Here is a 25,882-nt window from a genome sequence, read left to right as displayed (position 1 = left end):
CCTGCCGGTCTGGCGCCAAGCTTTGCATTTCGTTCAAGTCTATGTCGGCATCGGCATGACGCTGCTTGCAGGTCGGTACTGCTCGCCGCTCACCATCAGCTTCCAGGCGATCCGCGCCAGCTTGTTTGCCAATGCTATGGCCACCAGCTTCGGCGGCGTGCGCGCGATGATATCTTTCAGCCAGGGCCAAGAGCGACCCTCGCGTCGTCGCATATCTGCGATCACCGCCGTCGCACCAGCCACCAAAACAGTTCGCAACATGCCGTCGCCGGCGCGTGTAATCACGCCGAGCCTGTTCTTTCCGGCCGTTGAATGGTTCTTTGGTGTCAGGCCAAGCCAGGCGGCAAAGTTTCTGGCCGACTTGAACCCGCGTGCATCCACTACTTTGATTGACAGCAGCGTCGCACCGATCGGACCGACGCCCGGGATAGCCGCCAGCCGTCGGCTCACCTCGTTGCTCCGGTGGAGTTGCATGAGCTTCTTGTCGAGCTTGGCGATCTGGCCATCGACACGCGCCAGTTCTGCTGCCAAAGCATCCACCAACTCCTTCGTCAAGTCGGGGACTGTCGCGTCAGCCTGAATGTCGATCAGCAATTGTTGAAGCCGCGAAAGCCCCTTGGGCGCGGTAAAGCCGAATTCCGCGGCGTAGCCACGGATCGAATTGGCGAGCTGGGTCCGTCTGCCGATGAACTGGTTGCGCACACGCGCCAACATCTGCGCGCCCTGCTGCTCGGGGCTTTTGATAGGCACAAAGTTCTTGCGCAATTTCGGTCGACTCGCTGCCTCGCAAATCGCCTCAGCGTCCGCGGCGTCGGATTTCCCGCGCTGCACATACGGCTTGACATATTGCGGCGGGATCATCGCCACCTCATGCCCGAGCGATCGTAGCTCCCTCGCCCAATAATGCGACGCTCCGCAAGCCTCCATCGCGACGAACGCGGGCGGCAAACGCCGGAAGAACTCCAGAAGCTGGCTGCGCCGTAGCTTGCGCCGTAAAACGGGCTCCTCCACTCCGTTAACGCCATGCAGCTGAAATACACTCTTCGACGTATCCAGACCGATGCGAACAATCGTTTCCACGGGCGGCTCCTTCGTTTGAGGTCATCGACGACCTCATCTTGCCACGCAGATTGGCGGAAGGGGGCCGTCCACCCCAACACGAGAGCCCGGGTGCGGCGTCAGCCGCACGCGCACAAACAGGCAAGTTCAGGGAATCCGGATTTCCTCCCGAGCCTTGGTTGCCGCGTCATAGATTCTAATCTGCAGCCTTGGAAAACGCTTCTTGAGCTCTTCTCCACCCGCCATGGCGCCGTCCCGGGTGGTAAATTCAACTTTCAGCCGGCCATCCACTTCAAGAGCATAACCCGAAGCTGGCAATCTAGGAGTGGCTGCAACCATGTTGTCCCCGTCGTGCAGTAAAGGCAATCGAGAGCGATTTGGTAGCGTGAGTCGCCCCAACCAAGCTAGCGTCACTTCTGGTAACGACCGGATTGTCCGCCTCCATCCATCAGGGATGCGAGTTTGTGTCATCTGAGCAGGCAGACGGGCTTCCGTTCAAGCGGATACAGGCGCGATAGAGCCAAGGCTCGACGTAGCTGCCCTTCCAAATCCCGCGGCCGCCTCGCTCGGCGTCGCGCTGAGCTGCCCCAAATCTGCCTTTCGAGTATTGAGGCCAATCCAGCGCAAGCCCGTTAAGCACTAACCATTTGCCAAGGTCCACCCCACCGACTGAACAGGTCGCGACCGTGCGGCCATATTGGTCGAGGTTGATGGGGACACAGTGGACGACACGCCGCGCAATGAAGGAATCCAGGTCATTCGCAGCCCGCGCACCGCAACGATACTGTAAACTGTCTTCGCCACGGCACAGCTGGCTGCTCTCCGGCGCATCGATGCCCCAAAGCCGGACGCGCGTTCCATGTATTTCCAGGGTGTCGCCGTCAATAACGCTGGCCTGCCCGACGAACTGATCGGCCAACGCCATGCTCGAAAGATGGACGAGCATCAATGCCACGGGGATTCGACGCATGCTAAGGACCTTGCAGCAAGCTGACCATCCGGCGAAGATCAGTGCTTGTTTTCGCTCCTGTCCTCCGAAGTGCGAGCGGATTGGTCGTACAATTAGCGCAGAGATCGTCGGATCGGGATCAAAAGACCGCGGAGGTGCGAGGCCGCAAGATCATCCATATCGATATGGATGGTGCGCCGTGAAGGCGCGAGAGAGGTGAAACATGACTTAGTAGCATCTCTTACGCTCGCTGATTTCCTACCGACGACTGAAATGTCGTCTCGACTGAAAGAGCGACAGTCGAAAGGGGGCTGAAAAGCTCGACCGGGCGTCGCCGGTTGGGTGCCATAAGCAGATCAGCCTTAACTGTATCGGATGCGAGCCACCACTCGCAGGCCGAGCTACCGCAGTGTCTATGGCGAGACAACGAAGTGAGCGCCGGAAGCCTCTGTATTTATCGATAACGCCTCCTCAAGTGTGATGGCACTGGAGGTAACGCGATTAGAAGCGGCAGGGTTCAGTCCATCTCTGCTGCTGGACACGTGCAACGTGCCCGAGACAGGAGCGGCTCTCTCAGCCTGTCTCCAGTATCGCCAGGGGTAGAGCTCACCGCCTAACGGCACAAAGGTTGGAGATCGGAACACGGGAACTCGGATCGTCTGCCCGGCACGGAATCGGGCTAGTCGCGACGGCAGAAGATGGACGACACCGAGGGCGGAGCTTTCGTAGTAGTCAGGGCGCGGGAAAGCCGCGCACAGGGCGAAGGAAAGCAGGAAGATGATAGGTCTGCATGACGGGGAAGCAATCTGTGGACATGGATTATCAGGCCGATGAGGCTTGGGTACTCGACGTTCAACGCAGGCTTTATCAGCAAAGCAAGGCAAATCCCGACGAAACGTGGCGGGATCTATGGGGTTGGCTTACTGACGACCGCATGATCCGACACGCTTGGCGGCGCGTCTCTACCAACAAAGGTAAGCGCTCCGCCGGCGTCGACGGGATTACCGTGGATCGCATCCGGCAAAGGAAAGGTGAGCAGAAGTTTCTTGAAGGCATTCGGCGGGAATTGCGCTCCGGCACATACCATCCGAGTCCTTCAAGGCGGAAGCTCATTCCCAAACCCGGTAAACCGGGGCAATTCCGGCCCTTGGGCATTCCCACGGTAAAGGACCGCGTCGTTCAAGGCGCGGTCAAAGCAGTTCTCGAGCCAATCTTCGAGGCGCAATTCTGGCCTGTTTCTTACGGGTTTCGTCCCGGCAGAAGCACGCACGGCGCCTTGGAGCATATCAGGCAATCCCTGCAACCGCGAAAGCGGGATCAGGATAGCCGACGGCACCGAATGCCGTATAACTGGATCATTGAAGGCGACATAAAGGGCTGTTTCGACAACATCAACCATCACCATCTCATGGATAGGCTGCGCACACGCGTGGCCGACCGGCGGGTCGTGGGGTTGGTCGGAAAGTTTCTGAAAGCCGGAGTCTTGGCGGAGGATCAATTCCTGCGCACAGACAACGGCACGCCTCAAGGTGGGATCATCTCCCCGTTGCTTGCCAACATCGCGCTTAGCGCGATCGAGGAACGTTACGAGAGATGGACGTATCACCGGTCAAAACTCCAGACCGCCGCCTCAGCGATGGGGCAGCGGCGGCACGAGGAGCACGGGGTCGGGATCACAAGGCTGGACGCTGCGTGTTCTTCCCGATCCGATATGCCGATGACTTCGTTGTTCTAGTGTCTGGGACAGAGGAGGATGCCATCGCAGAGAAAGAAGCGCTGGCTAACTACCTGCGCCAGACTACTGGCCTCGAACTGTCACCGGAAAAGACAAAGATCACGCCAGTGACAGAGGGATTCGAGTTTCTCGGATTCCACGTCGCGATGCGATGGGATACGCGATACGGATATTTTCCCCGTGTCGAAATCCCTAAAGCAAAGGCCGCTGATCTGCGTCACAAGATCAAGGTGCTCACAAAGGTCAATACGAACCTAGTGACCCTCGGTCAGAAACTCGAAGAACTGAACTTCATTCTTCGCGGCTGGGCTGGCTACTATCGCCACTGCGCCAGAGCGGGCAAAGTGTTCACGGCTATTGACTGGTTCGTGACACGCCGCATCTGGTGTTGGCTTCGCAAGAAGTACCGGAAAGCGCGGGCACGCGACATGATGCGGTTTTTTGGACCGAGCGGTCGCCGCCCGACAAGGCGTCTTTGGCGAGAAGGACCACGCGAGCAGTATGTTCTCGCTTGGACTTCGATAACCCGATTTCTCCTTGGTTGGATGAAACCGCCTCCTTTTGCAATATCTTCTGGAGAGCCGGATGCGTACCGAAAGGCGCATGTCCGGTTCGGCGAGAGGCGATGAGAAACCATCCGCCGTAAGGCGGAATTGGCGCTCATCGCCTACTCTACCCTTCTACGCGTCAGTCGAGCAGCGGGACAATCCGGACTTGCGCGGCCAACCGGTCGCTGTGTGCGGATCCAAGGAGCACGGCGTGGTTGCCGCTGCAAGTTACGAGGCGCGCAAGTTCGGGGTTCGGTTTACAATGGTGGGAACACGTCAGCTTGATCGACCTAGCCGAACGAAGGATCGAAATTGTTCCTCCGCCCGAGGGGCCACGAAGGCCAAGAAGGCGAAGAAGCAAAAGGCTTGATCAGACGTCGTCATCGTCCCCGGCGGCCTCTGCCGTGGCGAGTTGTTGCCGTGTTCCCGCCGGCCTGGGGCAGAAATGCCGGAAGTCGCATGCGATGCAAGTCTCAAGCGAGTCGCATGTCGGCGGCCATGTATTGCGAATGCTTCCCCTGATCTCCTCGTCCCGCACTCGTCCTTCGATTTCCGCGACGATCTGGTCAAACTGCTGCGTGGCGTTGTCGATGCTCTGTTGAGTCACCGGAATGACCCGGATCGCGCGCCTGTATCGGAAGGCGGCGCTCAGGCGGGGTGCTGCGCCCGCCGTCCACGTGTTCAATGCATAGTAGTCCGGGTCGCCGCGGGTCGGAGCGACGTCGGTCTGCCGGTTCTGGATCGCGCTCCTCATCCTTCTGATGTCGTCGGACCCGGGCGCGAGTTCGTTGACGTAGATGAGTATCCCGGCAGCGACCGGATAACCCAATTGCTGCCGTTGGCGCAGCCAAGCGTAGGTCTGGACCTGCCATTCGCCGAGTTGCCAGTAGTCTTCGGCAAGCGGCGGCCGGTGGGACCCCTTGTAGTCGACGATGACTTCGAACATCCCCTGCAGGTCGGGACAGGCCGCTCTCACGGCATCCCGGATGATGTTTCCCTCGCCGACGCTTGCCAACTCGACATTCGTCAGCACATCGATGACTCCGTGAAGCGCATATCGCTCGGATCGGAGCATCGTGCCCGGCGTCGGGCTCGGAAGCGGACGCGTGCCGATCACCTTCTGCTCAGCATCGGCGATCAACGGAAACAAGTGGGGCCCGAGCATGTTGACCGCCGCCTCCGCGCGCCGATATGCCGAGACGCGCGCCCGGCGACTTCGCGCGCGCTTTCCCTCGTAGGCGAGCGCTTGTTCGATCGGCCATCCGATGACACGAAGGTCGTTCGGCGCAAGACCATCGGGAGGAGGCGCCGGCGCGCCTGTATCCGGAATCGGTGTGGACGGCCAAGGAAATGGATATCGCCCGGGATTCGCCCGCCACATCCCGAAAGCACCTTCCAGAACACCGTGGATGAACTCGCCGTACCACATCTGGACCGGACGGGATGGCGGCAACGCGCTGCCATTGTAGTAGCGGTACTGCATGGCGCAGCGCCGGTAGGACAGGAGGTCTCCCGTCAGGCTGTATTCCGGGACGACCCGGTCGGGCGGTTTGATCGGAAGCTCCATGCTCTGCTCAAATCAAAGTAAGAGGAATGTTGTTCGCCATCGACGGAGCGTTGCCGCGCACCGGTCGCCGCCAGTCCCAATCGCTGCCGCGCGTCCAGAAGGTGGCGATGTTCTTGATGGTCGTATTGTAGCGGAGGCAAGGCAGACATCCCACCAGAAGGAGAACGCTTTGCGGCCTGCTGTAGGCCACGTAATACAGTCGGATTAGATCCTCGAAGCTCCGCTGGATGGCGGTCCTTGCCATCCGCAGATTTCCGATCGGCGTGCATCGCGCCAGATCATCCTCCATCTCGGTGACCGACGAGGGCGAATCCGGAAACCTCCGGAAGCGCTGCTTCGGGTGATTGGTTTTGAAGTCGGACGCCACGTCGACGATGACCAACGGATATTCGAGCCCTTTGGCCTGATGGATGGTCATGATGTTCAGCCGGTCGCGCGGGACGCTGGCCATGATGTCCTCGTCCACCTCGACGAGATCGTCGGCGATCGGAGCGATGATGTCGCGGATGGTGGACTCGATGCTGCGTGTCCGGTGCGGCTCATCGATCAAAACGAGCGATCGGTAGGGCGAGAAGGTGGCGGCCTGCGCGGCGGCCCGGGAAACCGCTTCCAGATAGACCTGATGTTCCGGGTCATCCTGGAACGCGGGCATCCAGGGCAGGAAGCTGTAGAGGATGTCTAGCACCGGCCATTCCGTTGCCTCGCGCGTGCCGATCGAAAACCGCTCCTGCCAGCGTTGCATGACGCGACGCAGGCTGTCGCCTCCCTGGATGGCGGCGCGCGGGTTCGTGGCGACGAACGCCCTCGCGGCGCTGCGCCAACGCCGCAGGACGTCCTTCGCGGAATTGGTGATCCGCATCGCTCCGACGATCCTGCCGTCGGGATTTGCTTGGTCGGAGGGGTCGAGCGCCTCGAGGGAGAGGCCCAGTATGCGCTGGACTTCGTCGATGTCCTTCAACGCCCGACCGCGCGGGTTGAAGCAGAACATCCCGCGGCTTTCCAACTCTCCACGAAGGCGGAACGGCAGCCGCTCCGACGCCGGATTTCCCATGAACGCGCGTCGATACTCGTTGACGGTATGGGCGACGAATACCGCGTCTCCGAGATCACCGCCATTCGGCGCGGCCCTGATCGCTTCCGCAAGCTGCGCATCGCCGGGCCGGCCACCGCCGCGGAAGACCGCCTGGAGAAGATCGGCCAGATCCGTGGCGAGCGTCGCCGCATCGTCTCGGAACATGCCGAGAACCGGTACATTCTCCGATGGCCTGTTCGCCACGATGCCGGGCTTGGGCGGCTGAATTCTGGCGCCGGCGAAGTCCGGATCGTTTTGAACGAAGGCGTTGAAGAACGCAACGATCTCGGGCGTCGAGCGGTAGTTCTGGATCAGGTAGAGCATGCGAGGCGCGGTGTTCGGAAGAGCCTGCCCTGCACGGGCGCAGAAGTCTCTGAACAACTCGATGGTCGCTCCCCGGAAACGGTACAATGACTGATCATCGTCGCCGACCACCGTGAGCGCCGCACCCGATCGGGCGACCAACTCCAGATAGATGCGCTCCTGCAAGGGATTGGTGTCCTGGTATTCGTCGACGAGCATGGCCCGGAGGTTGCCGACCAGGCCGGGCGGAGACGCCCCGCGGATCCGATCCAGAAAGACCCGTTCGAGGGTCGGGAAGTCCATCTGATTGGTCGACTGCAGATAGTCCCTGTACTTTCGATAGATTTCGGCAACCGCACGCCTCGCGTTCAGATCGCGACCGCGCGCCACGTAGCCGCGCTCGTCCACTTCGTCCTGCACGAAACGGTCGACGAGCGTTCTGACCACGCGCGTCATGTCGCCGAGCGTGTTGGGAGCGTCGCCTGAGCTGCTATATTTGCCGAGATAATCCTGGAATTCTGCCCCCATGTTCTGGAAGGCGTCGTAGATCTCGCCCCTTCTCGCGAGAATCTGATTAGCGACGAAGGCCTCGACAACGACCGGAGGACGCTCCGCCGGCCCTCTCGCCTCCGATAGCGCCTCTTCGCAGATGCTGTCGAGTGTGCCCGTGACGAACCTGTTGATGTCGACATCGCGCAAGAAATCCCGCAGGCTAGCATCGGCACGCGGATCGGACGCGGCGGCCTCGAGAAGCGGGATGCCCCACTCGATCAGCCGCGTGCGGATTTCCTTCGCGGCTTTTCGGGTGAATGTCGTGATCATGATGTTCTCGGGAGAGATCCTGTCGACCACGACGTGTCGAAGCGCCCGCAGCACCAGCACCGTCGTCTTTCCCGATCCGGGACCGGCCACGATCAGCAGCGGAGACGCGCCATCGTCCACGATGCAGGCGCGCTGCTCCTGATTCGGACGCCGCCGCGCTCCCAGAACCCGTGCAATCAGGTCAACGAAATCCCCGACTTCCAAGTGCAATTTCCCCCGATTCTCTCAGGGAGAATATAGCCGGATCAATCCGAAGTTGTCCCTTATCCATCAGTCGTTTATGTCCCCGGAAAACTGCGGGAAGAAATGAAAAAATGGCCTCGAAAACTGCAAATGAAATTTGCAGATGGACGCGCCTTGCGCATTTGGCCAGCGGTCAAACTTCGCCTCCAGAAGCCGGGTGTGGACGTCCTGCAGGCCGCGATGTGGGTCTTGTTGGGGTTCTTCCTTCTGGCTGGCACGAGCATGATCATCGTCAAATCCTCGATCGCCGGCGCGCCCAAGGCGGCGCCTCCAACCGCACCAGCCGCAATCCCACCGGCGCCTAGTCCGGCTTCAGGCAAGAAAGGGTGAACCCGTCGAAGGCCCATATTCATCTGCGCAACCATCCTGGAGGAAACCCGCGAACATCTCCATATGATCCGGGAGCACCCGCGCTGCCTGTGCCGCCGGTCTCTCCAGCAACTCCTGCTGGACCTTTGTCTCCACCGCCTCCGCAGTGGCTCCTCGCTCCCCCGGGTCCTCCCGGTCCGGCGCAACAGATTTCGCTCTTTGCGCTCCAGCCTCGCGGCAATTCGAACAGAACTCGCTCCACCAGGATATGGAATCGATGCCTGGCTTTCCGTCTGCGACACGCCGGCCGATCAGGTAAGGCTGCCGCCGACGGATTATATTGAAGTCGTCCGCGTTGCCGGCTGTTCTACGCGGGCTCAGGGTTAGGTTTGGTATTCAAGGTCGTTTCCGCCTCTGCTATTCGCTCAATCATCTCATCGAACGGCGGGACTTCGCCGAAGATCATGCCGGCCATCTTCTCGTAGTCCGTCTTTAGCGGCGCGAGCATTCCGCCGGCTGGCACGATACCGAACGTTCCAGGAGCGGCTAGGTCGAGGTCGAGAGGCTTTCGATTGAAGTAAAGACGGGCGTGTTGAGCGCAGCTTTCGGCGAGCTCCAGGTCCGTGATCGCGCTCTTGCCGTGATCTGAGGCAAGGAGCCGGTACGCATCGTAGTAATGGCGCGAGAGCCGCTGCCCGTCTTTGTAGAGAGAGCCTTTGTTCTCGAACCAGTGCCGCTGTCCGTGGAGGATAATGATCTTATCCCAGAACGTGCGTCCCGGCTTGATCGTAAGGACGTTTGACACTGCCAAGTTCAATCCTTCCGCCTCTGTGGCGGAATATGGCGCAATGGTCTTGGCCTCATGAGGATCGAGCGCCGATTTGGCCCCCGATTCGATCTTTACCAAGCGTCGAACATAGCCTTCGTCTGAGCCGGTGAACGCACTCGGGTAGTGGAAAAGGAGCGATTGGCCGTCCGGATCCTCGGTGTCTGGCTCGATCTTGAACTTGTGGCCTTCGAGTTCGCTTGCGGCTACTTTCGTAAGGGCGTCTCGGAAATCTCCGTTGATGAATCCACTGCAACGCTCCTTGATCTCGTCGAGTTTTCGGCTCCGTTGCTTAGACCCCATTGCGCGAAGTTCATCGTCGGAGGGGAAATCCTCGCCCAGCAAGTCGGTGCGGAATACGGTGATGTCTATGTCTTCGGAGAATCGCTGGATCAGATCGAAAGCCTTCGACAGGGACGTGCCGCCCTTGAAGAGCAATCGGGGCTTGATGCCAGCTTTGTTGTAGAGGACGTCGAGGGTCCAGCAGACCCAGAAGTCTTTCTCGATGTTCTCGGGTGCGCACGCCAAGCGCTGTCCTGCCTGTTGGAACAGTCCTCGTCGATCCTCGGCACTCGCACGGGTGATCTGCGACAGGTCGTTCATGATCGACTTTCTAAGGGCTGCCTGAAGACTGAGATGGATCGCTGATCTGGGTTTTATCGTCTGGCTTTAGCGCGTCTTTGACGACAGGCACGAGCCAGTCTGGCAGATCACCTAGGTGGTCTTGCAGGTCCTTGCGAATTTGGTCGCCGGTATCGCCCTGGTTCAGAATGGACTTCAGGCGCTTCATGATGTTGGCCCCATCTGATGGGAGGACATCGCGCAGCCAGATGAGAGCTTGTACGACTTGAGCGGCGGGTCGGTCGGCCCACAAAAGGCGGCTTGGTGCGACTTGCTTGAAGTCGATAACCATTTGATCGAGCTTTATCGGTTTCACGCGAGCGTCCGTCCATACGACGACCTTCGCCGGTACGGCGTTGGTGAGGCCCAAATTATTGGCTGCGGTTATTCCGTCGACCAAGACCTTGGCACCATCCCGTCTGGCGACCGCTTGGATCACTGACTTGTAGTCTGGTGGTGAGATCTTCTTCGTGAGCTGGTTCTTGCGCGGAAGATCGTAAAGACCCTGATCGATGCGACGTATTCGGTTGTCGTGACGGAGGCGGTGAAGGGCAACGTCGATCGCCGACCGCGTTCCGGTGTCCGCGAAATCGCGTGCGGTCCACACTTTGGTGGACTGTTCGCTTTGGCTCATCCGGTCGTAGATGCGATTTGCGACGCTGGCCATTGAGGCACCTCCTCCGTAAGAAATATGCTGCTTAATTCTTACGGATCGTAAGGAAAATGCAACATATTTCTTGCAGACCGCTGGTAAGAAAATGACAGCAAATTTCTTACGAAAGAAAAAAGAAAATTAATATATTACAAATACTTATATAATGCCGGCTGTTCAAAAAACATTTCGGAGATGGAACCAGAGAGCACCGAACAGACTATTTCTTCCCTGAATTAGCGGGCTGCCGTGGAATTCGGTCTCCCGCCAAGATGGGGACGCGCGGTTCGCCGATCGGCGCAAGGGAGGTGGATAGGCCGAGGAACGATTTAAGTAATGGCAGAAGACCGTTCGGACATATAGGTCGTCAGCACGTCAAAGTAGTCGGCATGGAAAAGGAAATCGAAGCAGGGCCGTTTAGTCGCTCTTGCCTGTCTTGTCCTTGTTCGGAGCGAAGGCCTTGATCGCCTCCCAAACACTTTGCCCAGACATTGCGGCTATCGTAACCGGAAAGGTCATCATTGGTGGAACACCCGTGTAATAACTGAGCGTCCCCGAGATTACACCGGCGAGACCGAGTTCAGCGATGACGCGCCCGGACCTATTGCCGTGTTCAACAAACCAATCAACCAAGCCTTCGCACATTGCCCTAGCCGTGCGCACAACCTTTCTTAATAAGGCCGTCTGCTCAGACGCGTCCGCCACCTCTCTGGCTTCCCCAACGGACGACGCAAGGTCCTCGAATCCACTCTGAAGCCTTTGTAGAGCAGCTCTAACCTCGTGGTATCCTTCAAGGGCACCGGGCTCATTGGGAATCTTTGCAGCTAAAGTCTCTAATTCCCGCTCTATCGACTTAGCTGCGAAGCGAGCGGCCTCCTCGAACATCCGCGGATTGCTCTTGATTTGTAGAGCCACCGCCTCGACTGCCGGATTTGGTACGACCTCTGCAGCCGCTGCAATTTCAAGTTGGCTACGGATCGTGCCTACCTCAGCGTCCGAACGCTCCGCACTTGTCGGACTAGACGCCAATGGCCTGATTGTGCCCGCCGCTCCCACAGCTTTCACGCCTTGTAATCTTGGTTCGCCTCCTGTGGCCCCGTTCTCATCGACCAGTTTTTGAATGCGCGTGTTCAAGATGCGGGGCTCTTGGTTCCAAAGCTCGTCGGGGATCAAAGCGCGGGCGATTTCGAGCGGCTCCCGTATCACATGCCCAAATAGTCGAGCCTCGTACCAGAGCGACCAAACATGCCAACCTTCGTTCTCTGCGATAAGCGAATTTTTTAGTTCTTCCCACGGCTCTCGCACCCACTCGGGCGGCCGACTAGGCCAAAGCTGCGAAGTGGCTATCGTTACGGAGATGTACCTCTCTCGGAGCAGATTTGCGTCAGTCACAATAGCGTTCAACATGCTATCGAAGGCCAGTTGCCCTCTCTCCCCCGCCATGTCTAATGCATAGCTGATGCAAGTTGTCGCTCGCGCGGAAGCATCGCTGTTCGAAGCCAGAAGAGTTGCTAACGCATACGCTGCGGCGCGTTCGGGCGGCGCTGCCTGAACATCTCCAAGCCCTGACACCGCTTTTCTCGCGGCACTAGCTAAGACATCTCGCCGTCCCGGGAACGCTGATACGGCCCAAGCAGCAGCAACCGCTCGAAAGACACGTAAGATCACCCTGCGTCTCGTCAATCGGCTTCCGCTTGAGCCTCGGGCTAACGAAAGGCCTGGCACTGCTCTCAGCGCCGCACGTGCCGCGATCACCATCGCGACTTCAATGGGCTGCCCGTGTAGCCATCGCTCACGCTCGTCAGCATTGCTGAGGTCGATGTCGGAACCCGCAATGCCGAGTTGAAAGGGCACCTCGATCCCCAAGCTCGGTGTTTGATCGCCTTCAGCAGCCATGTTCATCCTCGCTGGCTGAATCGCCTTGGTACTGTATCGGCACGCCTACCCTTTGCGCCACGGCGGCTAGGGTGAGCTGGTCTGTCTTATAGCGCTCGCACAAGCTCTTCATTCTGATCACCCGGGCACGAGGACGGTCAGCCCGATTCGCCGCAGTAGAGCTCCCTCACTTATCAACCGTCGTGACGAGCTATGCAAAACGGAATCGCAGGGATTCGAAAAGAGACGTCGTACAAATCCTAATTGGTCCTTTAATTCGACACCGGGCCCTATTTCCCCGCCTTGCCCGGCCCCGGCTTCACTCAGCGAGCTTAAAGGGAGTCACCGCCGCCAGACTTACGGCAGCAGCGTTACGACGAGAAGTCTACCGTTGAGGATCACATCGGTTGTCATTAGTGTCCCCATTGACCGGAGGGGATGATGCGGTACATTTTAGCAGTGGCTTTCCTCCACGCCACAGCAACAGCTTCATTTGCGGAAGAAGCCTATTTGCTTACAGCCCAAGCCTTCGGCACGTGCGTGGGTACGCAGATGCGTTCCGATACGATCCTCCTGAGCGCATCGCAGAAGTCATCAAGCAGAAGTGCGGTAACCCTTGCGCATCCATGGGCCTAAAGGGTGACGGCGAAGAGCTTGAGACTAGGAATCTTGAGTCCGCGACGCGATAAAGTTTCTGCGGCGAGTGAATGCCGAGAAACGCGATCGTCCACCGTTGGATCGTGACGACCGTGCGATCTGACTACAGAATCCAAGCCCAGAACCCTACTTGTTCCGCATTCTGCCGTTCGCGTCTGGCACGCCGTGCTTGCCTGGGTGGATCGCCACCATTCGCCCGTCAGGCCCCTGCAATCCGTGACAGCCCTTCGGAATTGCTACCATACGTCCGTCTCGTCCTTGAAGACCGTGACCACCGGCTGGGATGGCGGCCATCCGTCCATCGCGCCCTTGTAGACCGTGATAACCTTTCGGGATCGCCACCATCCGACCATCCCGACCCTGTAAACCGTGCCCACCCTGAGGGATGGCAGCCATCCGCCCGTCGCGCCCCTGTAGACCGTGATAACCTTTCGGGATCGCCACCATGTGCCCGTCGTTGCCCTGTAGCCCGTGGCCCCCGTCCGGAATGGTGACCGAGACCCCGTCGCGCCCTTTCAACTTATGCGGCATAAAACCTCCAACAACTTAAAGGGATATATCTAGCTATGCTCGCGTCGAATGCTAGTGGGCGAACCGATCATTGCTTGTCGGCTTTGATCTCGCTAGGCGGTTTTCGGCCTGGCGAATGATAAGCCCCCTGCCTGCACCGAGCCGGACGGGTCAAGGCTACGGAACGTCCGCAGGGCTTGGCCTTGAGGCTGCCGGATTGGTGTGGCCCAGTAGGCCGAAGCAATGCGAAGGCCGGCAGAAATGCAGCCGCAAGAGCACCAACATAGCGCCGCGAAGCGGGATGCGGGACCGAATGCAACGACGAGACCGGGCTGGAACGGCACCCGGCGCATGCATCAGTGATAGCGGTGCCGCAGGCAGATGCTTGACCGAGTGTCTCCGGCGAGAAGTTCAACAGCGCTCGCGTGAGGGATTGTTGCCCGAATGGGCGGGGAGACGAATAACGGCTCCGGGCACAGCCCAAAGCCCGGCCTGTTCGGCGCGCCATTCCCCTAGGCGCCATCCCCTTGCCGACGTTGGTCGTAGTCGTGAACGTAATGACCGGCCTGGATCTGCCTCTGCGCCAGCTTAAAGCACCACTGCGGCGGCGCGAGGCTGCGGGCCCGTGCCTTCTCAAGGCGGCCAATCAGTTGATTGGTGATGGCCTCAAACTCGGGGTAGGGCTTCTGCGAATGGACAAGCGCCGCTTGACGGAAGCGATCCCTGATGTTCGTGAACTCGCCCGACATCATCTCGTAGTCCTTGATAGTGTCATCGAGGCGGGAAGCTTTGTAGGTCGGCGGTATCACCGTTGCCAGCAGAGTGAACACCGCAGCCCAGACGGAGGACTGCTCAAGCACCTTCCAGGTCGCCAGCGCACCGAAAACCACGGGCGCCGCAAGGCAGAAGGTCCTCATCCACCGAAGCCAGCGCAGCCAGATGATGAAGCTAGTCGCCGTGTAGGAGCAGTTCTCCTCTTGCCGCCGGCATTCGTCAATCAAGGCCTGCGCAGGGTCCGTCATGACACCAACACCGGCGCCGCCGCGCCGAAAATCTTCTGCCAATCCTGACCGGCAAGGGCCTCGTAGTTGCCGTACTCGTTGTCCGCCGCACTGACAGCGTTCTTGTAGGCCGTCTGCGCTCGGCTCAGCCAGGCGTCGCCGAGGGGCACCGCTTCGAAGGTGCCCGGCATGAACAGCGTGGTGTTGGCACGACCGATGATGAAGCCGAGAAAGTCGCGCACCATCCAGTCGTAGTAGAAGAGCGAATGATGGCGATAACTCCAGCTCCGGAGGAATTCGACCGCCAGCCTCTCGATCTGGAACGACTTCAGCGGCACGTTGCACTCGCGCTGCCACTGCTTCATCAACCTCGCCAATGGCAGCACGTTGGCATTGCAGGTCAGATCGGTGGTGCGCAGGTCAGCCACCTCGGCCTCGGCCGTGGAGGTCTTGTAACTGCCGCCGTCATTCGTATCGCAGTAGATGATGCTGCCGTCAGTGCAGCGGAACCCCACCGCCACCTCGACCGGCATCGTGTTGAACGGCAGGAGGACCACCTGCCCGTCGGCACGCAAGGTCGCAGTCTGACTGTAGGTCGTGCGCAGGACTTCTTTGACCTCCTGCAGCAGGGCCGATTGGCGATTGCCAGTGCGCGACTGATACTGACGGTAGACGCTGGGAGGCAGCAGAAAGAGGATGTCGACGTCGCGCGAGGGCCGAACGCGTGTGTCCTTGCCCCATGACCCGATGAGCAAGCTGTTCGCAGTATCCGACGCGACGTTCCAGTAGTGGCGGTTCAGCGCAGACCGCACGCCGGCATGTTTCTTCTCGCCGTCCTCGCGCTGCGCGGTGGTGACGGCGATGTTGTTCAAGATCGCCTGAAACCGCCGGACCACATAAAACCAGAGGTGCGGCGGAATGGAGGGCGGCGTCAGGAACGGCGTCAGGGCATTGACGTGACTGGTCGGTGCCGGCAAGCCGAACGGGCCGTTGAGCCCTGAGCCGAAAATACCGGCGTTGGCGGACTGCTCCGACGCGCCGTAGAGGCTTCCAAGCGGCGAAGACGAAGACGTACTAAGGCTCAGCAGAACATTGAACGGGTTGTCGGTCGGCAACGGCATGCGATCGCCTTCGGGTTAAATTCGGCAAAAGATGGTGATTGCCTATGGCTGCCGCAAGCCGACCCAGGGCATCGCGTCGAGAATCAAACGAGGCAAACCGTGCAATTTCCAATTGACTCGGCAACGCTGGGGCTTCGCGGCTGGCGAGTCGGCGCCCGAATCGTGCCGACGGCATCGGGTCGCCAGGATGTCCATGGCCGCGAAGAGGTGTGCAGCGCAGCGCATGCGCTCCACCGGCCGCTGGGAGGCGCAGCCCTAAGCGGCCGGTGAATGGCGCGGGAAGCCCCCTTCTCGCTGCCGGCACGCCGGCAACAGCGGCACCTCCCAAGCTCGGTGCCAATTTCTAAAAGCGCAGAAATCTGCCGCAAACGTCTCTTTCTTCCCGCGTGTCAGTCGCCTGTCAGGAACGAGTGCTGACGAGCGCCCAAGAGCGCCCAAGAGCGCGCGAGCGGTCTTGAACGGGACCGTTCCGGTAAGTCGTGTAACTGCAAATGCGACTAGCCGAATATCCATCGCCGGCCATAGCGGTCGGCAATCACGCCGGTGAGCAAGCTGCCGAAGAACAATCCGACCAAGGCGCCGGCGCCCAGCAAGCCCACCCAGGTCGCCGACAAGTGCAGCTGAGTCGCCGCGATCGCAACAGCGATCCCGATAATGCCGAGTTCAAAGCCGTCGGCAAACTGTCCGCCACAGGCGTTAAACCCGGCGTGAAGATGGAACTGTCGCAGGGGAGCATCTTCAAACCGAACCCCCGAGCCCTCTTGGACCTCGCTCATCGCTTCCTCCCAGAATTTTGATTTTCTCTTTCAGAGAATTTGCATCTTCAGAGAATTTGCATCACCCGACGCGCCTGGCGGCTCAACGGCGGCTCGGCGGATGGCCGAGCGCACGTCTTCCTGACGCAGCAATCCGCGCTCGACAGCGACATCGAGAAATGATCGATGCTCAGCCAGTGCCGCGCGTACGATCGTGGCGACGGGCTCATAGCCGAGCTCGGACACTAGCGCAGTCGCCAGCGCACTCGACGCCAGCAGGTTCTGCCAGGATCGCTCTTCGTTTGCCGTCAGCGCGCGCACGCACCGTTCGAGGAAGATCGTCGCCGAACGCTGGAGGAGAGTGATCGAATCGATCAGGCGATCGCAGATCAGTAGTTCGTAATGGTTGATCTCCAGCATTCCCTGCTGGCACGCCATTGCGATCGCAGCATCGTTCCCGCAGATGGCAAATGCAGCTTGGCAAACCGCCATAGGAATAACGGGATTGACCTTGCCAGGCATTATCGAGGACCCAGCCTGAACGGCCGGTAACGCGATTTCTCCGATACCGCCGCCTGGACCTGACGAGAGCACAATTAGGTCATTGGCGATCTTCCAGAGAGAATTTGCGGAATTTCGCAGCTCGGCTGACAGACGGGCGCACGTGTCGAGGTTCTGCATTCCGTCGAACGCATCGGGCGTCGGTCTGACCTCATGGCCGACCAGAACCGATAGGTGGCGGAAGACCGCCTGTTTGTAGCCCGGTCTCGAATTCAGTCCTGTTCCAACCGCGGTTCCTCCGAGCGGGACTGTCAACAGTTTACGGCGCAGATCCTCCAAATGTTTGGCATGGCGTTCTATGACCGCCTGATACCCCCCGAAGGTCTGACCGAGCAGCATTGGCACGGCATCCTGCAAACATGTCCGCCCAAGGCGAAGTGTTTCGGAGTACTCTTTCTTCTTTTCCGAGAAGCCGTCCGCCAATTGCGTCAAGGCAAGGGAAGCCCCCTCCAGCGCACGAAAGACAGCAAGCTTCATGGCCGTGGGGACCACGTCATTGGTCGATTGACCGAGATTGACGTGCTCATTTGGATGGACGAACGCGTAGTCACCCGCCGGCTTGCCGGCCAGCCTCGCAGCCAAATTTGCGACCACCTCATTGACGTTCATGTTGCATGAGGTGCCACCCGATCCTTCGAGAACGTCGACAACAAGATGAGCATCGTGCTTTCCGGCAAGAATCTCCTGGCAAGCTTTGATGATGGCTTCTGCTCGGTCCGCCGAGAGCGCGCCTATCTCCCGATTGGCACGCGCCGCCGCTTCCTTGACCATCGCCATTGCCGCGGCAAATCCGGGCAGTGTCGCGATCGTGCGGCCGGTTAGCGGAAAGTTCTCTAAAGCCCGAACGGTATTGATGCCGTAGAGCGCGTCCACAGGCAGTTCTCGTTGGCCGAGACTGTCTTTCTCGATCCGTGTCTGACTCATGACGACGCAACTTTCGATTTGCTATTTGGTGATTTGCGCGAACTCAATTCGCGCCGTCAGAGTAAGCAGATCAAAAAGGAAGATTAATCGATTTATCAATGAATTAGTCGAATTTAAGCACTGTATAAGCTACGCTTATCTTCTTGCAGCACATTCCCGTGAGCCGGCTGATCAGCATGTGGCGAACCGCACTGATGAGGCATGGAGCGGATGGTCCTCTCCGTCGCGAGGCGAGCGCATGATCAGTTGCATCGATGAGAAGGCGAAGGACAGTAACGTCACGGTCTCGTCGGGTCTGATCGAGCAGACCATCGACGTCTACGTCATTCAGCTGGCGCTCGGTCGCGCCACGCGGACATTAAGGCCACACCGCCTCAGAGATCATCAGCTAGATCATGAGCCCGGCGGGGCACATCGCTCAGGTTCAAGGCAAGCCGGCTGGTATCTTGTCCGCCTACGGCTTCCACAAATGACCACGGACCGCACGAGCTTCGGACCAAAAAGAATCCATCCGTTTTGTTTTCAATCATATCCAATTTTGCGATCGATGTTTAAGCGACCTGCCCTTTTTGGACTGCATGCAGCATCTTGCTGTTATGACGCGTGCGAAGACGAAGGGGGTTTTTCATGCACCACAGTGTGCAAACCCACCTGAAATAGATCCTGCTTTGTTCAAAATTGTTGAAGCCCTTGCAATCGCCGATGCGAGGCGCGATCATCTCTTCGAGAACGAGCGGCTGATGAAAACTCATATTGACGCCGCCAGCGAGAAGCGCATCAGCGGTGGTGTTCAAGATGAAGCCAGCAGCAATTTATGCTCGGTTCTCGACCGAGCTTCAAAACGAAAAGTCGACTGAAGATCAGATCGCTCTGTGTAGGGCCTATGCGGCCCGTCATCAACTCAACGTCGTTGCGACCTTCGAGGACAAGGCCCGTTCTGGGGCGTCTGTATTTGGCCGCGATGGTTTGATGCAGCTGATGGATGCGGCGCGCCAACAGCGCTTCACGGTTGTCATTGTGGAAGCCTTGGATCGGCTTTCTCGTGACATGGAAGACCTGGCCGGCATCCACAAAAGATTATCTTTCCAGGGGATCGAAATCCAAGCCGTTCATGACGGCACCGCAGACTCGATCTTGATTGGAATTCGCGGCCTCGTTGGACAGATGCAGCGCGAAGATGGAGCGAAGAAGGTCCGTCGCGGCATGGCCGGCGTAGTACGTGACGGTCGACACGCGGGGGGGTGCGCCTACGGATATCGAGCCGTTCCCGGTAAAGCCGGTGAACTCGAAATAGTCGAAGACGAAGCTGCGATCATCCGACGTATTTTCACGGCATACGCCGCCGGACGAACGCCCCGGGACATCGCACACGATCTAAACCGAGAAAACGTTCGTCCACCGCGGGGCCGGCGATGGAACGCGTCGACGATCAACGGCAACGCTCAACGTGGAGCCGGGCTCATCTTCAACGAACTCTATGTTGGTCGGATTGTCTGGAACAAAGTCCGGATGGTTAAGGATCCTGACACCGGCAAACGACTATCCCGGCCAAACCCTCGTGATGATTGGCAGAGCATCGAGGCGCCTCAGCTACGGATCGTCGAACAGCTCGTTTGGGAGCAGGCTCGCGCTCTGAAAACCGAGAAGAGCCACTTGGCCAGCCACGTGAAGCGACGGGCGCCGCATCTCCTCTCCGGCCTCCTTCGCTGCGGTTGTTGCGGATCGGGGATGTCGGTTCATGACCGTGACAAGACTGGAAAGACCAGGATTCGCTGTTCAGTGGTCCGTGAGAGCGGGAGTTGTTCGAACCGAAGGATCATCTACCTGCGCGACATCGAAAGACTTGTACTCAGCGGGATGGCGGAAGAACTGAAAGACCCGCAGCTGATCGAGACTTATGTACGCAACTACAACAGTGAACGGGAGCGACTTGCGAGGAACGCGGTCGCAGCGCGTGCGCGACTGGAGGCGAAGCGTGACCGGATCGAAGGCGAGCGGCAACGCAACATTGACCTCGTGGTTAAATACGTAATTTCCGAGGAGGAGGCCAAGCAACGGATCGCGGAGCTGAAGGAAGAGCGATTGCGCGTCGAGGCCGAACTGGCCGCACTCGAAGAAGCTCCAGTCCCCGTCGCGCTCCATCCGGCGACCCTGGACCGCTACATCAGCACGGTGAACGCACTTGCGGAGACAATGGCCAGCCACACCGAGGCGAAGGACGACCGCGGTTCCCTGATCGACGACTTTCGGGCACTTGTGCACAGCGTCACGGTCCACCCGAAGGGACCACGGGAAAGGTTCGAGGTCGAAGTGAAAGGCAAGCTCGCCGCGCTAATCGGCGGGGACGCTTTTCCGCAGGCCCACCGCGATAGTGGGTCATACATGGTAGCGGGAGAGGGACTCGAACCCCCGACCCCAGGATTATGATTCCCGTGCTCTAACCAGCTGAGCTACCCCGCCACGGCGTCACGGTCGGCGGCATGGGTGCCGCGGGCGCGAACGCGCGGCATATAAAGAGGGGCGGACGCGCCTGTCAAGCAAACCAGGCCTCTGTTGCAATGTATTGGAGACAGGCGCTATTTCGGCCGCACCGATGGGTCGCCGCCGGGGCTGCCGGGCGGCGGAATCACCGGCGTATTGCCGCCTTCCGGGGCTGGCGCGCGCATCTCCGGGTCGACCCCGGAGGGCGGACACAACACGCCATCGGATCTGGCGAGCTTGTCGCCCAAGGGCTCGGTGCTCTGGCCGGTCGTGGTTCCCTCCGACGCGTTCGGGTTGGGACCCGGATGGCCCGACCGCTGCGTCGGCGCGCAATTCGCGGGACGCTGAGGCGCCGGCGGCGCGGTCTGAGCCGGCGGCGTTGTCGGCGCGGGCGGCGCCTGCGCGGCGGCCACGACGGGGACCGCAACCAGCACACAGGATAAAGCGAGTGTTCGATTGATCCGCATGCCGAGCCAACGGCGCTGGCGTGCCGATGTTCCCGATTAGAATCGTCGCAACCTCACGATTTGCGGAAACGGATCAGTGAGAAATGTCCCATCGGCGGCATCGGCCGCCGTTCCGCAAGGGTCACCCCGCCGTGTTCGGCGGCCCAATTGGTCAAGCGTTCCCACGGAAACTCCGGACGCCAGCCGAGCCGCCGCGCCAGTGGCGCGAAAGCGAGCTCGAAGATGCGGCGCGGCCCGCTTTCGGCACCGATATGATTGACCAGGATCAATTCGCCGCCGGGCTTCAAGACGCGGACGAAATCGTCCAGCGTGGCCTCCGGATCCGGCACCGCGGTGATGACATATTGCGCAACCACCGCGTCGAAGAAGGCATCGGGAAATGCGAGGTTCTTGGCGTCCATCACCGCCAGCGTTTCGACATTGCTGAGGCCCAGCGCACGCACGCGCTTAAGCGCCCGGCGCAGCATCGGCTCGGAAATATCGACGCCGCACAGCTTGGTCGTGCGCGAATATTCCGAGAGCGACAGTCCGGTCCCTACGCCAACGTCGAGCACCCGTCCGCCGATCCGATCGGCCTCCGCAATCGTCGACTGACGGCCCTGATCGAACACCTTGCCGAACACGAGATCGTAGATCGGCGCCCAGCGGCCATACGCCTTTTCGACCCCGTCGCGGTCGATGTCCCCAGCCATTCCTGCCCCGAAGCCCCTATCCCCGAACCGCCTCAGCGAGCGGCACCGTCGCATCGCGCGTCGCTGCCCGCGCCACACGACTGGCGCTCGCGCTCTTGATGAAGCCGCCGCCAAGCACACGCGCCTGCCCCGACGGAGCATCGTAGAACACGCAGGCCTGGCCGGGCGACACGCCCTCTTCGCCGACGACGAGCTCGACCTCGTAGCCGCCATCGACCGCGCGCAGCCAGGCCGGCTGCGGCGCGCGGGTTGAACGGACCCGGACATACATCTCGATGCCGTCGCCGATCACGCAATCGAGCGCACCGTCGCCGATCCAGTTGACGTCGCGCAGCGCGATGCGGTCCATCCGCAGCGCCTCGCGCGGCCCGACCACGACGCGCCGCGCCGCCGCATCGAGTTTGACCACATAGAGCGGGCTGCCCGATGCGATGCCGAGCCCCTTGCGCTGGCCGACGGTGAAATGAACGATACCCTGGTGCTGGCCGATGACGTTGCCGTTGAGATCGACGATGTCTCCGGGCGCGATCGCGTTCGGCTTCAGGCGTCCGATGATGTCGGTGTAGCGGCCGGTCGGCACGAAGCAGATGTCCTGGCTGTCCTGCTTGTCGGCGACCTCGAGCCCGAAGCGGCGCGCCAGCTCGCGGGTCTGCGGCTTGGTCATGTCGCCGAGCGGGAAACGCAGGAAGTCGAGCTGCTCGCGCGTGGTCGCGAACAGGAAATAGCTCTGGTCGCGGTCGGCGTCGGCCGCGCAGACCAGCGAGCGCGATCCGCTGGCAAGCGGGCGCGAGGCGACATAGTGGCCGGTGGCGAGCGCCTGCGCGCCGAGTTCGCGCGCGGTCTCGAGCAGGTCACGGAACTTGACCGACCGGTTGCACTCAATGCACGGCACGGGCGTCTCGCCGAGCGCGTAGCTGTCGGCGAAATTGTCGATCACCGATTGCTTGAAGCGGCTCTCATAGTCGAGCACGTAATGCGGGATGCCGATCCGTTCGGCGACATTGCGCGCATCGTGGATGTCGCGGCCGGCGCAGCAGGCGCCCTTGCGATGGGTCGCGGCGCCATGGTCGTAGAGCTGCAGCGTGATCCCGACCACGTCGTACCCCTGCGACTTCAACAAGGCAGCCGTCACCGAGGAGTCGACGCCGCCAGACATGGCGACGACGATCCGTGTGTCCTCAGGGCGGCCTTCGATATCCAGGTTGTTGCGCATCTTAAGGGGTCATCGATCGTATCGCGGCAAGCTTCGCAGGCTCCGCGACGGGATTGAAAAAAGCCTTTATCCAGAGAGCCTTGGAACGCACCCAGGGTCGGTTCGGGACGCGTCGGAGGCCTTCTCTAATATAGGCCGTATTCCGGGGAGGCAATCGGCGCAAACGACCGAATGCCGCGCGCAGACGGCAAATCTTGCCGCCGGGCAAAAAGGGAACCCGTTCAAGGTTCCGAAACCGCAACTCAAGCCATTGAAATAAATGCATATTTTTCAACCTGAGGGTTGGCCCGGTCCTTGCTGGCAAGAGGCCGGAAGTCTCATTGCGAGGGTTGGCTGTGGTCGGCGTCACGTCAGAAGCATTGGCAGGCCTGTCTTTTCAGGGCGCGACGCGGCGTTCGACGCGGCCGGACCCTGGTCAACAGTCGGGCCGCGACGGCTTTGCCGCGCTGGTCGACAACAACAATGCTGCCAGCAACGACTATCGCCAGTACGACACCTCGACCGCGCCCTCGCGCCGGCCCGACGATCCGTCGTCGCCATCGTCGACGGACACGCGCGACACCACCGCGGCGCCCAGCCGCTCGTCGAGCGACGACAGCAAGGCTACCGACAGCAGCGACACGCCGCGCAAGAGCAAGTCGAAATCGAAGTCGGACGACTCCACGTCGGCCGCGAACGGCCAATCCACCGACAACAAGCCGCCGACCACCCAGACCGACGCGCAACAGAACCCGGCCAATGTGACGACGGCCAATGCCGTCGCCACCGCGCTTCCGGCGACGGCTGCACCCGCCGACGCGACAGCGACCGCAGCCTCGACCGCTGCTTCCTCCGACAAGCCCGCGGCACCGCTGGCGATCGCGGCGGCAGCGATTGCGGCGAGTTCGGCAATCGCCGGCACCGGCGCGCCAAATGCCGCCGACACGGCCACGGCGGCGACCGCCACCGCCAATGCCGGCAATGTCGCCAAAGCGGCCGGCGTGAAAACCGAGGCCCAGGTCGTGACCGGCGCCGATGCGGCCACGGCCAAGGGTACCGCTGCGGCGACCGGCAGCGCAGCGCTGGCCGCAACCGTCGCGAATGCCACTCCCGCGCCGAAAGTGACCACGCACGCCGCGACACTGGCGCCTGCGAAGGACGCGGCCGCCGCCACAACCGCCGATCCGGATGGCACGGCCGGTCCGAACAACGCCGCCGCCGCACCTCCGACAGCAGTCGTTCCCGCAGTCACCCAGGCCGATGCCGTCGCGGGCAAGGCGAAGGCCGCTGACGCCACTGCCGATGCCGTCAAGGCCGACGCCGACGGCAACGCCGCGCCGACACCGACGATCGGTGGCCACACGGCAGCACAGACGGCACTCAACACGCCCGATGCCAGCGCGCAGGCCGCGAACGCGATCCAGCCGCAATTGCCGACCACACAGCCAACGGCGGCCGCAACACCGCAACTCACCGTCGCGGCCGCGACGCAGAATGCCGCCGTGCCGCTCGCCGGAGTTGCGATGCAGATCGCGGCCTCCGCCAAGAGCGGCAAGAGCCGTTTCGAAGTCCGGCTGGACCCGGCCGAGCTTGGCCGTATCGATGTTCGCATCGACGTCGACCGCAACGGCCAGGTGACCTCGCACCTCACCGTCGAGCGTCCCGAGACGCTGCAGATGCTGCGCCAGGATGCCAACCAGCTGCAGCGCGCGCTCGACAACGCCGGCCTGTCGACCGGCAACAGCGGATTGCAGTTCAGCCTGCGCGACCAGTCGCAGTCGGGTCAGAACAACAACAGCCAGTCCAATCCGAACGCGCACCGCCTGATCGTCAGCGAAGACGACAGCGTTCCCGCCGCCAGCGCCAGCCGCTCTTACGGGCGCGCCTCCAGCGCGCTCGGCGGCGTCGATATCCGAGTGTAGGGAATTCACGATGTCAGTCGATGCAACCATGCCGACGCCGGTCACTTCGGCACCAGGGACCAACACCGGATCAAGCTCCAGCAGTGGATCGTCGTCATCAACGACGAAGGGCATTGCCGACAATTTCCAGACCTTCCTGACACTCCTGACGACACAGCTGCAGAACCAGAACCCGCTGGATCCGCTCGACACCAACCAGTTCACCCAGCAGCTGGTGCAGTTCGCCGGCGTCGAGCAGCAGTTGAAGTCGAATGATGCGTTAAAGTCGCTGATCGACATCGAGAAGAGCGCGCAATCGACGCAGGCGCTGGTCTATGTCGGCAACACCGTGGCCGTCGACGGCAGCAAGGCGCAGTTCAACAAGTCCGCAACCTGGAATCTGACCGCGCCGCAGAACACCAACGCCACGATCACCATCACCAACGCGACCGGCCAGACCGCTTATTCCGGCAATTTCACCCTGACCCAGGGCAATGCCAGCTTCGTGTGGGACGGCAAGGGCAACGACGGCACGCAGTGGCCGGCCGGCACCTACACGCTGACCGCGACCGGCAAGGATGCCAGCGGCAACAGCGTCTCGATCTCGACCGAAGTCCAGGGCATGGTCGATTCGGTCGACCTGACCGCCTCCCCGCCCCTGCTCTCGATCGGCGGCCAGACCTACACCACCGACAAGGTCAAGCGCGTGGTGCGCACGACGACGAGCTGAGTCGCGCCAGCGAGGTGAACTAAGCGCATACCGTCACCGCATATCCATATGTCGTCCCTGCGAAAGCAGGGACCCATATTCCGCGGCGGTTGTCGTGATGGAGATTCGTCGTTCCAGCTTCGCACAACAATAGACATTCGTGGTTATGGGTCCCTGCTTTCGCAGGGACGACAGCGAATGTGTTGAACCGCTAATGAGTCGTACGTTCGCATTCTCGCGACATCCTTTGTCCGAGCTTTGCATTTCGTTCCGCCCTCTTCGTTAGCAGAGGGCGCAGGGAAAGCCGGGTGCCGATCGCACCCATGGGCC

At 60.7% G+C, this 25,882-nt stretch carries 22 protein-coding genes, 1 tRNA gene and 1 pseudogene; 8 read left to right on the top strand and 16 right to left on the bottom strand.

Annotated features, from left to right (window positions below; all coding sequences use genetic code 11):
* Positions 1–39 precede the first annotated feature (39 nt).
* The 3 genes from AS156_RS11260 to AS156_RS11250 form a co-directional block, all read right to left on the bottom strand.
* The gene (locus AS156_RS11260) at positions 40–1,080 is read right to left on the bottom strand and encodes an IS110 family RNA-guided transposase (RefSeq protein ID WP_066503720.1); all 1,041 of its coding nucleotides are present in this window, start codon (positions 1,078–1,080) and stop codon (positions 40–42) included.
* 126 nt (positions 1,081–1,206) lie between these two features.
* Positions 1,207–1,398 (bottom strand): hypothetical protein, encoded by a 192-nt coding sequence (locus tag AS156_RS11255; RefSeq protein ID WP_066503714.1) that lies wholly within the window; start codon positions 1,396–1,398, stop codon positions 1,207–1,209.
* A 109-nt stretch (positions 1,399–1,507) separates the two neighbouring features.
* Complete coding sequence (locus AS156_RS11250) at positions 1,508–2,029, bottom strand: thermonuclease family protein (protein WP_066503713.1); 522 nt, start codon at positions 2,027–2,029, stop codon at positions 1,508–1,510.
* 793 nt (positions 2,030–2,822) lie between these two features.
* Here AS156_RS11250 and AS156_RS44240 point away from each other — a divergent pair.
* From AS156_RS44240 to AS156_RS45755, 3 genes and pseudogenes are all read left to right on the top strand, one after another.
* Entirely contained in the window at positions 2,823–3,743 is a 921-nt protein-coding gene (locus tag AS156_RS44240; protein ID WP_283807916.1) for a reverse transcriptase domain-containing protein, read from the top strand.
* The gene (locus AS156_RS44235) at positions 3,701–4,372 is read left to right on the top strand and encodes a group II intron maturase-specific domain-containing protein (protein WP_283807912.1); all 672 of its coding nucleotides are present in this window, start codon (positions 3,701–3,703) and stop codon (positions 4,370–4,372) included. The genes AS156_RS44240 and AS156_RS44235 overlap by 43 nt, the downstream gene beginning before the upstream one ends.
* Positions 4,347–4,607, top strand: a pseudogene (locus tag AS156_RS45755) (Y-family DNA polymerase); the annotation flags it as partial. The gene AS156_RS44235 and the pseudogene AS156_RS45755, both read left to right, overlap by 26 nt.
* A gap of 54 nt (positions 4,608–4,661) precedes the next feature.
* Here the strand turns inward: AS156_RS45755 and AS156_RS11240 are convergent.
* Complete coding sequence (locus AS156_RS11240) at positions 4,662–5,858, bottom strand: PD-(D/E)XK nuclease family protein (RefSeq protein ID WP_066503712.1); 1,197 nt, start codon at positions 5,856–5,858, stop codon at positions 4,662–4,664.
* Positions 5,859–5,865: 7 nt separating this feature from the next.
* Positions 5,866–8,145: a UvrD-helicase domain-containing protein gene (locus AS156_RS11235; RefSeq protein WP_245312751.1), complete on the bottom strand. Its 2,280-nt coding sequence runs from the start codon at positions 8,143–8,145 to the stop codon at positions 5,866–5,868.
* Positions 8,146–8,361: 216 nt separating this feature from the next.
* On the opposite strand from AS156_RS11235, the gene AS156_RS43275 reads away from it, so the two are divergent.
* Positions 8,362–8,628, top strand: coding sequence for a hypothetical protein (locus tag AS156_RS43275; RefSeq protein ID WP_210184213.1), 267 nt, complete (start codon positions 8,362–8,364; stop codon positions 8,626–8,628).
* 346 nt (positions 8,629–8,974) lie between these two features.
* On the opposite strand, the gene AS156_RS11225 is transcribed toward AS156_RS43275, so the two are convergent.
* The 7 genes from AS156_RS11225 to AS156_RS11185 form a co-directional block, all read right to left on the bottom strand.
* Positions 8,975–10,036, bottom strand: a complete 1,062-nt coding sequence (locus AS156_RS11225; protein ID WP_066503709.1) for a nucleotidyl transferase AbiEii/AbiGii toxin family protein — start codon at positions 10,034–10,036, stop codon at positions 8,975–8,977.
* A gap of 10 nt (positions 10,037–10,046) precedes the next feature.
* Positions 10,047–10,721: a DUF6088 family protein gene (locus AS156_RS11220; protein WP_066503708.1), complete on the bottom strand. Its 675-nt coding sequence runs from the start codon at positions 10,719–10,721 to the stop codon at positions 10,047–10,049.
* A 402-nt stretch (positions 10,722–11,123) separates the two neighbouring features.
* Entirely contained in the window at positions 11,124–12,602 is a 1,479-nt protein-coding gene (locus AS156_RS11215) for a hypothetical protein (RefSeq protein WP_136626140.1), read from the bottom strand.
* Positions 12,603–14,260: 1,658 nt separating this feature from the next.
* Entirely contained in the window at positions 14,261–14,770 is a 510-nt protein-coding gene (locus tag AS156_RS11205; protein ID WP_066503704.1) for a hypothetical protein, read from the bottom strand.
* On the bottom strand, positions 14,767–15,870 hold the full coding sequence (locus tag AS156_RS11200) for an SMODS domain-containing nucleotidyltransferase (RefSeq protein ID WP_082747431.1): 1,104 nt from the start codon (positions 15,868–15,870) through the stop codon (positions 14,767–14,769). Before AS156_RS11200 ends, AS156_RS11205 begins: the two co-directional genes overlap by 4 nt.
* A gap of 497 nt (positions 15,871–16,367) precedes the next feature.
* Positions 16,368–16,646 (bottom strand): MFS transporter, encoded by a 279-nt coding sequence (locus AS156_RS11190; protein ID WP_066503700.1) that lies wholly within the window; start codon positions 16,644–16,646, stop codon positions 16,368–16,370.
* A gap of 30 nt (positions 16,647–16,676) precedes the next feature.
* Positions 16,677–18,110, bottom strand: coding sequence for an aspartate ammonia-lyase (locus tag AS156_RS11185; protein WP_066503699.1), 1,434 nt, complete (start codon positions 18,108–18,110; stop codon positions 16,677–16,679).
* Between the two features lie 578 nt (positions 18,111–18,688).
* On the opposite strand from AS156_RS11185, the gene AS156_RS41915 reads away from it, so the two are divergent.
* Positions 18,689–18,967, top strand: coding sequence for a hypothetical protein (locus tag AS156_RS41915; RefSeq protein WP_136626139.1), 279 nt, complete (start codon positions 18,689–18,691; stop codon positions 18,965–18,967).
* The gene (locus AS156_RS40455; RefSeq protein ID WP_082747481.1) at positions 18,906–20,537 is read left to right on the top strand and encodes a recombinase family protein; all 1,632 of its coding nucleotides are present in this window, start codon (positions 18,906–18,908) and stop codon (positions 20,535–20,537) included. Before AS156_RS41915 ends, AS156_RS40455 begins: the two co-directional genes overlap by 62 nt.
* Here the strand turns inward: AS156_RS40455 and AS156_RS11160 are convergent.
* From AS156_RS11160 to mnmA, 4 genes are all read right to left on the bottom strand, one after another.
* Positions 20,494–20,570, bottom strand: a tRNA-Met gene (locus tag AS156_RS11160). The genes AS156_RS40455 and AS156_RS11160 overlap by 44 nt on opposite strands.
* Positions 20,571–20,686: 116 nt before the next feature.
* Positions 20,687–21,058: a hypothetical protein gene (locus AS156_RS11155; protein WP_066503693.1), complete on the bottom strand. Its 372-nt coding sequence runs from the start codon at positions 21,056–21,058 to the stop codon at positions 20,687–20,689.
* 53 nt (positions 21,059–21,111) lie between these two features.
* Positions 21,112–21,750, bottom strand: a complete 639-nt coding sequence (locus AS156_RS11150) for a class I SAM-dependent methyltransferase (protein WP_066503692.1) — start codon at positions 21,748–21,750, stop codon at positions 21,112–21,114.
* Positions 21,751–21,766: 16 nt separating this feature from the next.
* Positions 21,767–22,963, bottom strand: coding sequence for a tRNA 2-thiouridine(34) synthase MnmA (mnmA, locus tag AS156_RS11145; protein ID WP_066503690.1), 1,197 nt, complete (start codon positions 22,961–22,963; stop codon positions 21,767–21,769).
* Positions 22,964–23,283: 320 nt separating this feature from the next.
* Between mnmA and AS156_RS11140 the strand changes: the two genes are divergently transcribed.
* Both AS156_RS11140 and AS156_RS11135 read left to right on the top strand, forming a co-directional pair.
* On the top strand, positions 23,284–24,864 hold the full coding sequence (locus tag AS156_RS11140; protein WP_136626138.1) for a flagellar hook-length control protein FliK: 1,581 nt from the start codon (positions 23,284–23,286) through the stop codon (positions 24,862–24,864).
* Between the two features lie 10 nt (positions 24,865–24,874).
* Entirely contained in the window at positions 24,875–25,573 is a 699-nt protein-coding gene (locus tag AS156_RS11135) for a flagellar hook assembly protein FlgD (protein WP_066503688.1), read from the top strand.
* Positions 25,574–25,882 lie beyond the last annotated feature (309 nt).

The organism is Bradyrhizobium macuxiense (assembly GCF_001542415.1).
Taxonomy (GTDB): Bacteria; Pseudomonadota; Alphaproteobacteria; order Rhizobiales; family Xanthobacteraceae; genus Bradyrhizobium; species Bradyrhizobium macuxiense.
This window is presented reverse-complemented; position numbering and strand designations above follow the sequence as displayed.

Coding starts and splice junctions, on each gene's coding strand:
- AS156_RS11185 (WP_066503699.1), bottom strand. CDS start 18,110: ATGAGTCAGACACGGATCGAGAAAGACAGTCTCGGCCAACGAGAACTG.
- AS156_RS40455 (WP_082747481.1), top strand. CDS start 18,906: ATGAAGCCAGCAGCAATTTATGCTCGGTTCTCGACCGAGCTTCAAAAC.
- AS156_RS11250 (WP_066503713.1), bottom strand. CDS start 2,029: ATGCGTCGAATCCCCGTGGCATTGATGCTCGTCCATCTTTCGAGCATG.
- mnmA (WP_066503690.1), bottom strand. CDS start 22,963: ATGCGCAACAACCTGGATATCGAAGGCCGCCCTGAGGACACACGGATC.
- AS156_RS11205 (WP_066503704.1), bottom strand. CDS start 14,770: ATGACGGACCCTGCGCAGGCCTTGATTGACGAATGCCGGCGGCAAGAG.
- AS156_RS44240 (WP_283807916.1), top strand. CDS start 2,823: ATGGATTATCAGGCCGATGAGGCTTGGGTACTCGACGTTCAACGCAGG.
- AS156_RS11150 (WP_066503692.1), bottom strand. CDS start 21,750: ATGGCTGGGGACATCGACCGCGACGGGGTCGAAAAGGCGTATGGCCGC.
- AS156_RS11190 (WP_066503700.1), bottom strand. CDS start 16,646: ATGAGCGAGGTCCAAGAGGGCTCGGGGGTTCGGTTTGAAGATGCTCCC.
- AS156_RS11225 (WP_066503709.1), bottom strand. CDS start 10,036: ATGAACGACCTGTCGCAGATCACCCGTGCGAGTGCCGAGGATCGACGA.
- AS156_RS11155 (WP_066503693.1), bottom strand. CDS start 21,058: ATGCGGATCAATCGAACACTCGCTTTATCCTGTGTGCTGGTTGCGGTC.
- AS156_RS11135 (WP_066503688.1), top strand. CDS start 24,875: ATGTCAGTCGATGCAACCATGCCGACGCCGGTCACTTCGGCACCAGGG.
- AS156_RS41915 (WP_136626139.1), top strand. CDS start 18,689: ATGCAGCATCTTGCTGTTATGACGCGTGCGAAGACGAAGGGGGTTTTT.
- AS156_RS11200 (WP_082747431.1), bottom strand. CDS start 15,870: ATGCCGTTGCCGACCGACAACCCGTTCAATGTTCTGCTGAGCCTTAGT.
- AS156_RS43275 (WP_210184213.1), top strand. CDS start 8,362: ATGAAAAAATGGCCTCGAAAACTGCAAATGAAATTTGCAGATGGACGC.
- AS156_RS11240 (WP_066503712.1), bottom strand. CDS start 5,858: ATGGAGCTTCCGATCAAACCGCCCGACCGGGTCGTCCCGGAATACAGC.
- AS156_RS11215 (WP_136626140.1), bottom strand. CDS start 12,602: ATGGCTGCTGAAGGCGATCAAACACCGAGCTTGGGGATCGAGGTGCCC.
- AS156_RS11220 (WP_066503708.1), bottom strand. CDS start 10,721: ATGGCCAGCGTCGCAAATCGCATCTACGACCGGATGAGCCAAAGCGAA.
- AS156_RS11255 (WP_066503714.1), bottom strand. CDS start 1,398: ATGGTTGCAGCCACTCCTAGATTGCCAGCTTCGGGTTATGCTCTTGAA.